Here is a 13,389-nt window from a genome sequence, read left to right on the forward strand (position 1 = left end):
CTCTGAATGCGGTAGTTGCACGCGCAAGTACCGCATTCAGAGGACTAAATGCGGGGGTTAGGTGAGCTCCAGGCGGTACGCGATCAGGGTCACCCCGGGATGCGGCTCCCAGTCCCGCTCGGGCAGCCGCACGAAACCGAGCCGCTCGTAGAGCCGGTGCGCCCGCGTCATCGTCTCCAGGCTGCACAGCACCACCCGCGCCGCGCCGAGTTCCCGCGCCCGCGCGATGACCGCCCTGGTCAGGGCCTCGCCGATGCCGCGTCCGGTCGCCGAGGGCAGCACGCCGAGCATGCGGAACTCCAGTTCGCCCTCGCGGGACAGCTCGGCGAAGGGCGTCCCCGGACGGGCGATGGTGACCGTGCCGACGAGCGTGCCGTCCGCGTCCACCGCGACCAGCAGTTCGGCCAGCTCCGCCCGCCGGGCCGCGGCGAGCAGTTCGGTGGCGTAGCCCACGCCGTCGACGAGGGTCCGCTCCGCGGAGTACGCGGCCAGCGTGAGCTCCCCGACCGCTGTCAGCTCGTCGGGCCGGGCGGGCCGGATCTCCAGATCACTCACCGCTTTCCTCCTCGGTCGGCAGAGCCAGTTCGGCCGCGACCTCGGGGCCGCTCTCCAGCAGCACGCGGAAACCGTTCTCGTCGAGCACCGGCACCTTCAGCTGGACGGCCTTGTCGTACTTCGTGCCCGGAGCGTCACCGACGACGACGAACGCCGTCTTCTTCGACACCGAACCGGCCGCCTTCCCGCCGCGGGCCATGATGTATTCCTTGGCCTCGTCTCGGGAGTAGTCGTTCAGCGAACCGGTGACGACGATCGACAGGCCTTCGAGGTTGCGCGGGATGGACTCGTCGCGCTCCTCCTCCATCCGCACGCCCGCCGCACGCCACTTCTCGACGATCTCGCGGTGCCAGTCGACCTCGAACCACTCCTTCGCCGCGCGCGCGATGGTCGGGCCGACGCCGTCGACACTGGAGAGCTCCTCCTCCGAGGCGTTCTCGATCCGTTCCAGGGAACCGAATTCCCGCGCGAGCGCCTGCGCCGCCGTCGGGCCGACGTGCCGGATCGACAGGCCGACGATGACCTTCCACAGTGGACGGTCCTTCACCGTCTCCAGGTTGTCCAGCAGCTTGCGCCCGTTGGCCGACAGCTCCCCCGCCTTGGTGCGGAACAGCTCCACCTGGAGCAGCTTTTCCTCGTCCAGATCGAAGATGTCGCCCTCGTCGTGCACCACACCGGCGTCGAGCAGCGCGACCGCGGCCTCGTAGCCGAGCACCTCGATGTCGAACGCGCCGCGGCCGCCCAGATGGAACAGCCGCTCCCGCAACTGCGCCGGGCAGGACCGCGAATTCGGGCAACGGATGTCGATGTCGCCCTCCTTCTGGTACGCCAGTTCGGTGTCGCAGTTGGGGCAGCGCAACGGCATCACGAACTCGCGCTCCTCGCCGGTGCGCGCGTCGGCGACCGGGCCGAGCACCTCGGGGATGACGTCGCCCGCCTTGCGGATGACGACCTTGTCCCCGATCAGCACGCCCTTGCGTTTGACCTCTTCCTGGTTGTGCAGCGTCGCCATCGCCACCGTGGACCCGGCCACCTTCACCGGCTCCATCACCGCGAACGGGGTGACCCGCCCGGTGCGGCCGACGTTGACCTGGATGTCCAGCAGGGTGGTGATCGCCTCTTCCGGCGGGTACTTGTAGGCGATCGCCCAGCGCGGAGCCCGCGAGGTCGTGCCGAGACGGCGCTGCAGCGCGACCTCGTCGACCTTGATGACGACGCCGTCGATCTCGTGCTCGGCGTCGTGCCGGTGTTCGCCCCAGTATTCGATGTGCTCCAGCAGTTCCTTGCCCGAACCGAGCACCTTGCTGTGCGGCGAGACCGGCAGGCCCCACGCGGCGAGCGCGTCGTACGCCTCGGACTGGCGCTTCGGTTCGAAGCCCTCACGTTTGCCGAGACCGTGGCAGATCAACCGCAGGTTGCGGGACTTCGTGATCTTGGGATCCTTCTGGCGCAACGATCCGGCGGCGGTGTTGCGCGGGTTCGCGTACGGATCCTTGCCCGCCTCGACCATCTTCGCGTTCAGCGCCAGGAAGTCCTCGACGCGGAAGAACACCTCACCGCGGACCTCGACCAGCGCGGGCACCGGGAACTCGTCCGTGCTCCTCAGCCGCTCGGGCACCTGCTCCAGCGTGCGGACGTTGAGCGTGACGTCCTCGCCGGTGCGGCCGTCGCCCCTGGTCAGCGCGCGGGTCAGGCGGCCGTTCTCGTACAGCAGGTTGATCGCGAGCCCGTCGATCTTCAGCTCGGCGAGGTACTTCGTCGCGCCGATCTCCTTCTGGACCCGCTCGACCCACGTCTCGAAACTTTCGGTGTCGAAGACGTTGTCCAGGCTGAGCATGCGCTCGAGGTGGTCGTGCGCGACGAACTCGGTGGAGAACGTGCCGCCGACGTTCTGCGTCGGCGACTCCGGCGTCACCAGCCCGGGATGCTCGTCCTCGATGGCCTGGAGTTCGTTGAGCAGCTCGTCGAACCGGCCGTCGGACACGATCGGTGAATCCAGCACGTAGTACCGGAACTGGTGACCGCGGATCTCCTCCGCCAGTTCGGCATGCCTTTCACGGACGTCGGCGGGGACGTCCTTGACATCCTGCACGGGCTCGGGGTTTTCGGGAAGTTCGCTGCTCACGGGGGTGACTCTAGTCGGGGGTACCGACATTTCCGGACAGCCTGCCGACCACCTCGCGCAGTTCCAGCAGGGTCAGCTGCCCGTCCTGGGCCTCGGTCACCAGCTCGACCCTGCCCAGCCGTTCGGCCGCGACCCGCTCACCCAGCGTGGCGTCCAGCGGCAGGAAGGTCATGGTCGTCCGGGTCTCCGGCGCGAGCTCGTCGATCAGCGGATGGAACACGGTCACGTCCACCCGTCCGGCTGATTCGTCCACCTTCGCGGTCACCCGCACGTCGGCGAGCGCGATCCGCGTCTCGCCGAGGTTGACGGTGACCTCACTCGGATCGGGGACCGGCGGCACGGAATCGTGGTACTCCCAGATGGCGTCCTCCGGCGGCGCCGCGGCCTTCCACGCGTCGGTGTACGGGCGCAGTTCCGGATCCTCCTGGCCGGTCAGCACCAGCGAGTAGATCGCCCGGTGCCCACGATCGAGGGAGAAGTGCAGCCGGGGGTGCAGTGCCTCGACGATGGTGCAGAGGTCGTGTTCCACCCGATGCGGTTCACGATCGCCGAGGGCGGCGCTGACCTCCGGCAGGAGCGCGAACCATGCCTCCCAGAACTTCGCCGCCGCGGCGGCCGCGTCCTCGGGGACCGGCTGCTCCGGCCAGGCGGTGCGGGGGTCGGGGACGTCCTCGGTTTTGCGGGAACGGCGGAACAAACGCATGACGGGCACGCTACCGCGCCGCTCACCAGCCTTCAGGCGGTTCGGTGAAAGCCTTGCCCGCCTCCCGGCTGAGCGTGAGCGCGCGGCGCATCCAGTCGGGGGTGGCGCCCGCGAGACCGCACGCCGGGGTCGGCACGACCCGTTCGGCGAGGATCTCGCGGCGGAAACCCAGCCGGTCGACGAGGTTGAACACGGGGGTGACCACGTCGCGCAGCTCCACCGGGACACCGGGGTCGGTCGTCGGGACGAGTCCGAGCATCAGCGTCGTCCCGGAGTCCAGCGTCTCGCCGATCTCGTCGAGCTGCGCGGGCGAAGCGCCCCTCAGCAAGGTGAAATCGAAGGCGACCGCCCGCGCCCCCGCCGCGCGCAGCAACGAGATCGGCGGCTTTTCGGCGCAGCAGTGCACCGCGACCGGCTGACCGGTGACACGCTCCGCCCCGGAGATCACCGTCGACAGCAGTTCGCGCGCCTCCGCCGCGGGCACGGCGGGAACCGTGCCGTAGCCGGACGCCGTCGGGAGATCACCGGCGAGGACCTCGGGCAGCGACGGTTCGTCGAACTGGATCACCACCGGCGCGCCGATCCGCGACTTCAGTTCCGCGACGTGCTCGGCCAGCCCGTCGAGCAGCGACGCGGCGAAATCGCGCAGCGCGCCCTTGTCGGTGAGGATCCGGTGCCCGCGCGGAAGCTCGATGTTCGCGGCGAGCGTCCACGGCCCGGCGACCTGGATCTTGAAGGCGGGCGGCGCGGCGCCCGCCTTTTCCCGCGCCTCCTGGACGGCGTCGAGGTCCCAGTTCATCAGGTCGAGGGCCCGGCGGTGGTCGTGCCCGGGACGAGCGGCGACCCGATAACCACTCGGCACCACCTCGACCGCGAGGTCGACCAGCAGCGCCGCCGTCCGGCCGATCATGTCGGCCCCGACGCCGCGGGCGGGAAGTTCGGGCATACAGGGGAAATCGGGCAGTTCGCCGAACACGATCGAAGCGGCCTCGACCGGATCGGTACCGGGCAGGGAACCGATCGCGGTGGCCGCGCCAAGGGGCCAAGGTCGTTCGTTCACACCCGGATTCTCCCCTTGGTCCGACCCGGCGGGGCGGCGGGGCGGGGGAGGACACGGACATTCGACGCAATTGCCGTCGACGAGCCCGATCCGGCGCCCGGCGCATTACGCTGACCTGCCATGACGAGCTCCCCACAGCCCGCCGGCTGGTATCCCGACCGGCAGAACCCCCGGCTGTACCGGTGGTGGGACGGGCAGGCCTGGACCGCGAACACGCGGCCGTCGCACGACGCCGAGATGATCGAGCTGGACATCGAAGGCGCGCACGACCCGGAGAAGATCCGCGCGCAGGCGGCGAGGGGCACCCAAACCCGCGGCAGTGGTGTCGCCGGCGGCGGGACGCTGTTCTCCGAACCCGTGCTGGTGGTCAACCAGCGCGCGAAACTCATCGAGATGGCCAACGAGTTCGGGGTGTTCGACCAGCACGGCAACCGCCTCGGCGGCGTCGTCCAGGTCGGGCAGAGCACGGTGAAGAAGGCCATCCGGCTGCTCACGAACTACGACCAGTTCCTGACCCACCGCTTCGAGATCCGCGACGCGAACCACAGCACCGTGCTGAAGGTGACGAGGCCGGCGAAAGTGTTCAAATCCCGGTTCCTCGTGACGAAGGCCGACGACTCCCCGATCGGCGAGATCGTGCAGGAGAACGTCTTCGGCAAGATCCGGCTGGGTTTCGTGGTCGACGGGCGGAAGGTCGGCGGGATCTTCGCGGAGAACTGGCGGGCGTGGAACTTCGCGATCAAGGACCACGCGGACGTCGAGATCGCGCGGATCACCAAGACCTGGGGCGGTTTCGTGAAGGCCGCGTTCACCACCGCCGACAACTACGTCGTCGAGATCCACCGGCCGCTGCGGGATCCGCTGGCGTCGATGGTGGTCGCCTCGGCGCTGACCATCGACACCGCGCTGAAGCAGGACGACAAGGGCTGACGCAGCGCCTTCCGCATTTCGTCCTCTGGATGCGGTAGTTGCACGCGCAAGGACCGCATCCAGAGGACGAAATGCGAGTGGGGCAAGTGACCGGGGTCTCACCCCACTCAAGTGGACACTCGGCTTCCGGCGGCACAAAGTGGAGGGACTGGGGCGGCACGCTGGAGTGCGTCCGGGACGGAGGTCACCATGGAGCCGTTGCCCGAAAACGGCGAACGGGACTGGGCCGAGCCAGGCGTCTACACGGTTTCGCCCGGGGTCCACCGCATCCCGCTGCCCCTGCCGCACGACGCGTTGCGCGCGGTCAATGTCTACGTCGTCACCGACGGAACCCGCCTGGTCCTCGTGGATTCCGGCTGGGCGCTGGAGTCGGCGCGCGAACGGCTTTCGCGCGGGCTGAAGGCGCTCGGCGCCGATCTCGGCGACATCGACGAATTCCTGATCACCCACGTGCATCGCGATCACTACACCCTCGCCGTGGAACTGCGCCGCGAATTCGGCGGCAGGATCGGGCTCGGGAAGCGGGAGGAGTCGTCACTGGTCCGCTCCGGCGACCCGGACCGGTTCCCGATGGAGGCGCAGGTCGGCCTGCTCGAACGGTGCGGCGCGGGGCCGGTCGTCGAGGAACTCGCCAAGGCCTTCGGCGGTGTCCGGCACACCGAAGCGCATCTGTGGGAACAGCCCGACGAATGGCTCGTCCCCGGCAAACGCCCGGTCGTGCCCGGCCGGGAGTTCGACATCGTGCACACGCCCGGCCACACGGACGGGCACGTCGTGTTCGTCGACGACGAGGCCGGGCTGGTGTTCTCCGGCGACCACGTGCTGCCGCACATCACGCCGTCCATCGGCTTCCAGCCAGTGCCGACCGAACTGCCCCTGCACGACTATCTCGACTCCCTGCGCCTGGTCCGCGAGATGCCGGACCGGCGCATGCTCCCCGCGCACGGGCCGGTCACCGGCAGCGTCCACGCCCGCGTCGACGAACTGCTGGAGCACCACCGGGACCGGCTCGAGGTCATGGGCGCCGAGATCACCGCGGACGTCACGACCGCGTACGAGGTCGCGCTGCGGCTTGGCTGGACGCGCAAGCAGCGCAAGCTTCCCGACATGGACCCGTTCAACCAGATGCTCGCCGTGCTCGAGACCGGCTCGCATCTGGATCTGCTGGTGGCCCAAGGGAAACTCACCGCGGCCGAGAACGACGGGGTGCGACACTACGCCTCATGATCATCCGTGAAGCGCGCCGGGAAGACGTCGCGGCGATCGTCGGGATGCTCGCCGACGACCAGATCGGCAGCACCCGTGACTCTGCCGACGACCTCTCGCCGTACCTCGTGGCCTTCGAGCAGATCGACGCCGATCCGGCGCACCTGCTGATCGTCGCCGACGACGGCGGGGAGGCCGTCGGCACACTCCAGCTGTCGATCATTCCCGGACTGGCGAGGAAAGGCGCGCTGCGCGGGCAGATCGAGGCCGTCCGGGTGCGGGCGAGCCATCGCGGCTCCGGCCTCGGCGGCGAGCTGATGCGGTGGGCGATCGACGAATCACGGCGGCGGGGCTGCGCCCTCGTGCAGCTGACGTCGGACGTGAAACGCGAGGACGCGCACCGGTTCTACGAGCGCCTCGGTTTCGAGGCCACGCACACCGGCTTCAAGCTGAAGTTCTGACCTCTGCCGCATTTAGTCCTCTGAATGCGGTAGTTGCACGCGCAAGGACCGCATTCAGAGGACGAAATGCGGGAGGGGTCAGCGGGTCCCCGAGATCTTCGCGCTGCCGAGCACGAGGTCGCCTTCGGCGGCGTCGGTGCGGTACAGCACGACGACCTGACCCGGCGCGACGCCGCGCAGCGGCTCACGGAGCTGGATGGTCACCTCGTCGCCGGAGACTTCCGCGACGGCCTCGACGATCCCGCCGTGCGCGCGCACCTGCACGACGCATTCGGTGGGGCCGTCCAGCGGCCGCTCGCTCGGCCAGATCGGGCGGTCCGCCTCGATCACGTTCACGCCGAGGTCCCGCGCGGAACCGACCTTCACGGTGCCCGAAACCGGTTCCAGCGAGAGCACGTAGCGCGGCCGCCCGTCCGGCGCCGGCGCCTCGATGCCGAGTCCCTTGCGCTGGCCGACGGTGAAGCCGTGCACGCCGGTGTGCTCACCGAGCACGGCGCCGGTCTCGGCGTCGACGAGCTGCCCGGGACGCTGGCCGAGCCGCTTCTCCAGGAAGCTCTTCGTGTCCCCGTCCGGGATGAAGCAGATGTCGTGGCTGTCCGGCTTCTTCGCCACCGACAGGCCACGGCTCGCGGCCTCGGCGCGCACGTCGGTCTTCCACGAATCGCCGAGCGGGAACAGCGAATGCCGCAGCTGCTCCGGGGTCAGGGAGGCCAGCACGTACGACTGGTCCTTGCCGGAGTCGACGCTGCGGCGCAGCTCCGGCACACCGTCCACAAGGGACAGACGGGCGTAGTGCCCGGTGGCGACCGCGTCGAAGCCGAGCGCCATCGCCTTGTCGAGCAACGCTTCGAACTTGATCTTCTCGTTGCAGGTGACGCACGGGTTCGGCGTCCGGCCCGCGGCGTACTCGCCGACGAAGGTCTCGATGACCTCTTCGGTGAACCGCTCGGCGAAGTCCCAGATGTAGAAGGGGATGCCGAGGATGTCCGCGGCGCGCCGCGCGTCACCGGAGTCCTCGATCGTGCAGCAGCCACGGGATCCGGTGCGCAGCGTGCCGGGCTTCGCCGACAGCGCCAGGTGCACCCCGACGACCTCGTGCCCGGCGTCCACGGCGCGCGCGGCGGCCACCGCCGAGTCCACTCCCCCGCTCATCGCGGCCAGTACGCGCATCTTCCTCACACCTCTTGCTTCTGCGTCTGCTTGCGCATCCCGGCGAGCCCCGCCTGCCTCGCCCTGTCGACGACGCCCGCGATCTCCCTCGAAACCGCTTCAACGTCTTCCGGCGCCGAGGTATGCCCGAACGAGAACCGCAGCGACCCGCGCGCGGCCGCGGGTTCGGCACCCATGGCCAGCAGCACGTGGCTCGGCTGCGCGACACCCGCCGTGCACGCCGAACCGGTGGAACATTCGATGCCCTTGGCGTCCAAGAGCATCAGCAGGCTGTCACCCGCGCAACCGGGGAAGGTGAAATGGGCGTGCGTGGGCAGGCGTTCACCCTCGCCACCGTTGAGCACCGCGTCCGGCACCTCGCGCCGGACGGCCTCGATCAGGTCGTCCCGCAGCTCGGCGACGCGTTTGGCGTACTCCTCGCGGCCTTCGACCGCGACCTTCACCGCCGTCGCGAACGCGATCACCGCGGGGACGTCGAGCGTGCCCGAACGCACGGCGCGCTCCTGGCCGCCGCCGTGCAGGACCGGCACGCACGCGGTGTCGCGGCCGAGCAGCAGCGCGCCGACACCGTACGGGCCGCCCAGCTTGTGCGCGGTGAGGGTCAGCGCCGCGGCGCCGCTCTCGGCGAAGTCGACCGGCACCGCGCCGACGGCTTGGACGGCGTCGGTGTGCAGCGGGATCTCGTGTTCGGCGCAGACGGCGGCGAGCGCGGCGATCGGGTTGACCGTGCCGACCTCGTTGTTCGCCCACATCACGGTGACCAGCGCGACCGTCTCGGGGCTGTCGCCGATGGCGGTGCGCAGCGACTCGGGAGTGACCCGGCCCGCCTGGTCGACCTCGACCCAGACGATCTCGGCGCCCGCGTGCTGCTCCAGCCATTCGACGGACTCGAGGACGGCGTGGTGCTCGACTGTGCTGCACAGCACCCGGCGGCGCTCGGCGTCCTCGCCGTTGCGGGCCCAGAAGATGCCCTTGACCGCGAGATTGTCGCTCTCCGTGCCACCGGCGGTGAAGATCACCTCGGACGGCCGGGCACCCAGCGCCTCCGCGATCACCTCTCGGGCTTCTTCGACCCGGCGGCGCGCCCGGCGCCCCGAGGAATGCAGCGCGGAGGCGTTGCCCACTGTGGACAGCGCCTCGGACATCGCCGCTACGGCTTCGGGCAACATCGGGGTGGTCGCCGCGTGGTCGAGATAGGTCATCGCCACACCAGGGTAGACCGCTCCGGGGCGTGACCAAGCCCACCCTGCTCAGCGGGTGGCGGCGCTCATATCCGACGGCCACCGGCCGGTCAGCCGCACCCCCAGCAGCGCGATGCCGGTCAGCACCACCGAAAGCACCAAGATCGCCGCCGACGGCTCCTTCGCCGACGCCAGTGAAGCGAGCAGAACCCCGCCCAAACCGATGGTCAGAGCCGATCCGACCCAGTCGCCGAGCTGCAGCGCCGAGGTGTTGAACCCGCGTTCGGCCTCCGGCGAGTAGCGGAGCAGCAACACCGAGATCGCGGGCATCGCGATCCCCATCCCGGAGCCGCCGACAGCCGACGCCACGAACGCCATCCAGCTGGGGAAAGACGGCAGCGGGACGAAGACGAAGATCGCCAAACCGGCCGCGACCAGCGCGAACCCGGTCCGCAGCGACGCTTCACGCGACCAGTCGAGCATGCGGCCCTGCAGCATCGACCCCGCCGACCAGCCCAGCGCGGTCACCGTCAGCGGCAGCCCGGCCAGCGCGGGGCTGTAGCCGTGGACCTCCGTCATCGTGAGCGGCAGGTAGGCCTCCATCCCGGCGTACGCGCCCGCGATCAGCGCACGCGAGGCGATCACTGTCGGCAACCCCGGCCGCGACGTCAGCGTCCCGGCGGGCAGGAGTTTGCGGAGCGCGTAGGCGAGGGCGACCAGACCGGCGCCGCCGTAGGCCAGTGCCGCGAGAGAGGGGTGCTGCGCCGCCCAGGTGAGCGCGGCGACGCCGAGGGCGGCGACCACCGCGGGCACGACACCGGCGCGAACGGCGGATTCGCCGGGTACGTGGGCCGGCAGTTTGCGCGTGACGACGACCAGCAGTGCGAGCCCGATCCCGGTCAGCGGGATCAGCCCGAGGAACACCCAGCGCCAGCCGACGCTCACGGTCACCACGCCCGCGATCGAAGGCCCGATCACCGCGGGCAGCACCCACGCGGCGGCGTTGGCGGCGTAGATCACCGGACGTTCGCGGTCGCTGAAGGTGAGCGCGATCAGCAGCGACACCGAGACCAGCAGGAGACCGGAACCGAAGCCCTGCAACGCCCTGCCGAGCAGGAGCAGCGGCATGTCGTGCGCGAGCCCCGCGACCAGCAGCCCGGCGGCGAACAACGCGGTACCGGCGAGCAGCGCGGGCGCCGGGCCCTTGCGGTCGCCGAGACGTCCGGAAAGGACGGTCGCGACCACGCTGGCGACCAGGAACGTGGTGAACGGCCAGGCGTACAGCGCGAGGCCGTCGAGGTCGGCCACCATCGTCGGCATCGCGGTGGCGACACCCATGCTCTCGAACGCGATGAGCGTGACCATGAGCAGCAGCCCGATGGTGGTCACGCGGTGCTCAGGTGTCCAGAGCACACCCTTCGGTTCGGCCTTGTCCCCAGTGATCGTCATACGACGAGCCTGCAACCTCCAGCTCGGTGGAGGTCAAGCTCACGACACCGACTCCAGGCGCAGCTCACGCGCCAGCACGGCCGCCTCCCCGCGCGACGTGACCTCCAGCTTCCCCAGGATCTTCCGAACGTGGAACTTCACCGTGTGCTCGGTCAGCGCCAGCTCTTCGGCGATCTGCCGGTTGCGCTTCCCGCGCGCGATCCCGGCGAGGACTTCGAGTTCGCGCGGGTTGAGCCGGTCGAGCGGGCGCAGTTCCGGCGTTTCCTGGACACCCAGCGGCAGGATCGCGGTGATCGTGGCGCCCCAGCCGGGGACGGCGTCGACCTCCCAGCGGCCGCCGAGCGGGGTGATCCGCTCGGTGAGCCCGGTGGCGGGCACGGCGCGGGCGACGTCCGGGCCGTCGTCGCGCACGGTGACCCGGAGAGCCTGCCCGTCGATCCGCCAGGACGCCCGGACCCGGCTGCTGTCCCGCTCCAGCGCGGAGAGCACCAGACCGCGCGAGACCGTGCGGGCGGTGTGCGCGATGTCCTGCGGGAGCGGCCGTTCGTCGTCCGGCCCGGCGAGGTCGACGGTCACGTCGTCGTGGCGCACCAAAGGAGCCAGTTGCGTGACGAGAGTGCCGAACGCCTCCGACGCGGGCTCCGCCGAGAGTTCCTGGTCGCGGTCCGCGATCGAGCGCAGTTCGACCAGCGCGGCCGCGGCGAGGTCGGTCGCGGTCTGCCGGGCGGCGGCGTCGCCGAGCCGCCGTGATCGCAGCACCGAGAGCAGTGACGTCAACGTGGTCGCGTGGGTCTGCCCCAGATCGGTGATCGCCCGCGCCCGCGCGGTGGCCGCCGCGATGTTGCTCTCCAGGACGGCGGGCTCGGGGTCGGTGGCGCGCTGGGCGGCGTTCACGCTGACGATGTCCCACAGCTTGGCGACGAATTCGAGCGCGCTGTCCGACGGCTCGTCGTCGGCGGGGACCAGCGCGATCATCGCGCCCTTGCCGATCACCGGCGCCGAGGTCAGCACGACGAGTTTCCGGCGTTTCCCGCCGAGTGTCTCTTCGGCCACCACCGCCCGCCCCGGGACGCCGAGCGCGGCGAGCCGCTGAAGCTCGGCGCTCGTGACCGCGCCGGTGATCTCCGGATCCCCGTGGACCTTGATCGGCAGGCGGGAGCAGTCACCGGTCTCCATGGCGGCGGCGCGGTGCGGCAGCACGGCCGCGGCCGTCTCGGAAAAGCGCGGCAGGAGTTCGGGGCGCGGAGCGGCGAGCATGTACTCGACCTGGCTCAGCACGTGCAGCGGGTCCATGGCTCCACACTAAGCGCGTTCCGGCGCGGGGACGCTGCTCTCCCGGCTAGTGAACACTGCTCGTCCGGCTGGTTCGGGCGGGGGCCGGACGCCGGTTGACTGATCGCAGCGAAGGAATCCGATAGGAGTGAACATGCGAGCGATCACCATCACCCAGTACGGCGAACCGGACGTCCTGCGGTCCGCCGAGGTCCCGCTGCCGGAGCCCGGCCCGGGTCAGGTGCGGGTCGCGGTCAAGGCCGCGGGCGTCAACCCGATCGACTGGAAGATCCGGTCCGGCGCCATGGCGGAGGTCCGCCCGGTCGAATTCCCGCACATCCTCGGCCTGGAGCTGGCGGGCGTCGTGGACGCGGTGGGCGAAGGCGCCGATTTCGCCGTCGGTGACGAGGTCTTCGGCTGGTCCGACACCGGCACGTACGCGGAGTACGCGCTGGCGAGCAAGGTCATCCGCAAACCCGCCGGACTTTCGTGGGCCGAGGCCGCCGCGCTGCCCATCGCCGGGGAGACGGCGTTGCGGGTGCTGGGCGAACTCGAGGTCAAGCCGGGCGAGACGGTGGTGATCCACGGCGCGAGCGGCCAGGTCGGCAGGATCGCGACGCAGGCCGCCGTCGCGCTGGGCGCCACGGTCGTCGGGCTCGCCGGGGCCTCGTCGCTGGATGAGGTGAAGGAACTCGGCGCGGTGCCGGTCCAGTACGGCGACGGCTGGGTTTCGCGGGTCCGGTCGGTCGCGCCGGACGGCGTGGACGCGGTGTTCGACGCGGCGGGCTTCGGTGTCTTGGGTGAGTCCGTCGAACTGCTCGGATCACCCGACCGGCTGATCACGATCGCGGACCCGGCGGCGTACGCCCAGGGGCTGAAGTTCTCGGCCGGTGGGGAAGAAAGCGCGGCGGTGCTTGAGGATCTGGTCGCGCGCGGGTTGAAGCTGAAGCTGGGCTCCGGCTACGCGCTCGCCGATGCCGCCGAGGCGCACCGGGAGAGCGCGACCGGTCACGCGGGCGGGAAGATCACGCTGGTCTTCGACTGACAGCCGCGCGAGCCCACCGGTTGCTGCGATGAAGGGGCCTTTCATTGCAAAATTCGCGATGAAAGGCCCCTTCATCGCACGCGTGAGGTGCTGAGCGGGACTTTCGCGACCGGAGCGAGGCGATGCCGGGTCGAGGGGGTCGTGGGGGGGGGTTTTGGGTTTCCCCCCAAACACCCCCCCCCCCCCCCCCCCCCCCCACCCCCCCCCTTCCCCCCCCCCCCCCCCCCCCCCC

12 protein-coding genes are annotated in these 13,389 nt (G+C 70.4%); 4 read left to right on the plus strand and 8 right to left on the minus strand.

Going from position 1 to position 13,389, the window contains the following annotated elements:
- Positions 1 to 57 precede the first annotated feature (57 nt).
- The 4 genes from AC0685_RS42535 to AC0685_RS42550 are packed head-to-tail and all read right to left on the minus strand — an operon-like array spanning position 58 to position 4,443.
- Positions 58 to 555, minus strand: coding sequence for a GNAT family N-acetyltransferase (locus AC0685_RS42535; RefSeq protein WP_478230700.1), 498 nt, complete (start codon positions 553 to 555; stop codon positions 58 to 60).
- On the minus strand, positions 548 to 2,680 hold the full coding sequence (gene ligA / locus AC0685_RS42540) for an NAD-dependent DNA ligase LigA (protein ID WP_478230701.1): 2,133 nt from the start codon (positions 2,678 to 2,680) through the stop codon (positions 548 to 550). Before ligA ends, AC0685_RS42535 begins: the two co-directional genes overlap by 8 nt.
- A 10-nt stretch (positions 2,681 to 2,690) precedes the next feature.
- The gene (locus tag AC0685_RS42545; RefSeq protein ID WP_478230702.1) at positions 2,691 to 3,383 is read right to left on the minus strand and encodes a hypothetical protein; all 693 of its coding nucleotides are present in this window, start codon (positions 3,381 to 3,383) and stop codon (positions 2,691 to 2,693) included.
- Between the two features lie 22 nt (positions 3,384 to 3,405).
- On the minus strand, positions 3,406 to 4,443 hold the full coding sequence (locus AC0685_RS42550) for a methionine synthase (protein ID WP_478230703.1): 1,038 nt from the start codon (positions 4,441 to 4,443) through the stop codon (positions 3,406 to 3,408).
- 120 nt (positions 4,444 to 4,563) lie between these two features.
- Between AC0685_RS42550 and AC0685_RS42555 the strand changes: the two genes are divergently transcribed.
- The 3 genes from AC0685_RS42555 (at position 4,564) to AC0685_RS42565 (ending at position 7,040) form a co-directional block, all read left to right on the plus strand.
- Entirely contained in the window at positions 4,564 to 5,373 is an 810-nt protein-coding gene (locus tag AC0685_RS42555; RefSeq protein WP_478230704.1) for an LURP-one-related family protein, read from the plus strand.
- 189 nt (positions 5,374 to 5,562) lie between these two features.
- The gene (locus tag AC0685_RS42560) at positions 5,563 to 6,600 is read left to right on the plus strand and encodes an MBL fold metallo-hydrolase (protein WP_478230705.1); all 1,038 of its coding nucleotides are present in this window, start codon (positions 5,563 to 5,565) and stop codon (positions 6,598 to 6,600) included.
- A complete protein-coding gene (locus tag AC0685_RS42565) occupies positions 6,597 to 7,040 on the plus strand; it encodes an N-acetyltransferase family protein (RefSeq protein ID WP_478230706.1) in 444 nt (147 codons plus the stop codon). The genes AC0685_RS42560 and AC0685_RS42565 overlap by 4 nt, the downstream gene beginning before the upstream one ends.
- 78 nt (positions 7,041 to 7,118) lie before the next feature.
- Here AC0685_RS42565 and mnmA read toward each other — a convergent pair whose 3' ends face one another.
- From mnmA to AC0685_RS42585, 4 genes are read right to left on the minus strand one after another with little or no spacing between them, the layout of a single operon-like run.
- Positions 7,119 to 8,210, minus strand: coding sequence for a tRNA 2-thiouridine(34) synthase MnmA (gene mnmA / locus AC0685_RS42570; protein WP_478230707.1), 1,092 nt, complete (start codon positions 8,208 to 8,210; stop codon positions 7,119 to 7,121).
- Between the two features lie 5 nt (positions 8,211 to 8,215).
- Entirely contained in the window at positions 8,216 to 9,412 is a 1,197-nt protein-coding gene (locus tag AC0685_RS42575) for a cysteine desulfurase family protein (protein ID WP_478230708.1), read from the minus strand.
- A 48-nt stretch (positions 9,413 to 9,460) separates the two neighbouring features.
- Positions 9,461 to 10,855, minus strand: a complete 1,395-nt coding sequence (locus AC0685_RS42580) for an MFS transporter (protein WP_478230709.1) — start codon at positions 10,853 to 10,855, stop codon at positions 9,461 to 9,463.
- A 24-nt stretch (positions 10,856 to 10,879) separates the two neighbouring features.
- Positions 10,880 to 12,133, minus strand: coding sequence for a helix-turn-helix transcriptional regulator (locus tag AC0685_RS42585; RefSeq protein ID WP_478230710.1), 1,254 nt, complete (start codon positions 12,131 to 12,133; stop codon positions 10,880 to 10,882).
- A 133-nt stretch (positions 12,134 to 12,266) separates the two neighbouring features.
- Here AC0685_RS42585 and AC0685_RS42590 point away from each other — a divergent pair, with 133 nt between their 5' ends.
- Positions 12,267 to 13,157 (plus strand): NADP-dependent oxidoreductase, encoded by an 891-nt coding sequence (locus AC0685_RS42590; protein WP_478230711.1) that lies wholly within the window; start codon positions 12,267 to 12,269, stop codon positions 13,155 to 13,157.
- Positions 13,158 to 13,389 lie beyond the last annotated feature (232 nt).

Source organism: Amycolatopsis sp. NPDC043889 (assembly GCF_056435645.1).

Bases quoted from the DNA above. Each gene is read 5' to 3' on its own strand.
- AC0685_RS42545 (WP_478230702.1), bottom strand. From the start codon at position 3,383: ATGCGTTTGTTCCGCCGTTCCCGCAAAACCGAGGACGTCCCCGACCCC.
- AC0685_RS42555 (WP_478230704.1), top strand. From the start codon at position 4,564: ATGACGAGCTCCCCACAGCCCGCCGGCTGGTATCCCGACCGGCAGAAC.
- AC0685_RS42560 (WP_478230705.1), top strand. From the start codon at position 5,563: ATGGAGCCGTTGCCCGAAAACGGCGAACGGGACTGGGCCGAGCCAGGC.
- AC0685_RS42565 (WP_478230706.1), top strand. From the start codon at position 6,597: ATGATCATCCGTGAAGCGCGCCGGGAAGACGTCGCGGCGATCGTCGGG.
- mnmA (WP_478230707.1), bottom strand. From the start codon at position 8,210: ATGCGCGTACTGGCCGCGATGAGCGGGGGAGTGGACTCGGCGGTGGCC.
- AC0685_RS42575 (WP_478230708.1), bottom strand. From the start codon at position 9,412: ATGACCTATCTCGACCACGCGGCGACCACCCCGATGTTGCCCGAAGCC.
- AC0685_RS42585 (WP_478230710.1), bottom strand. From the start codon at position 12,133: ATGGACCCGCTGCACGTGCTGAGCCAGGTCGAGTACATGCTCGCCGCT.
- AC0685_RS42590 (WP_478230711.1), top strand. From the start codon at position 12,267: ATGCGAGCGATCACCATCACCCAGTACGGCGAACCGGACGTCCTGCGG.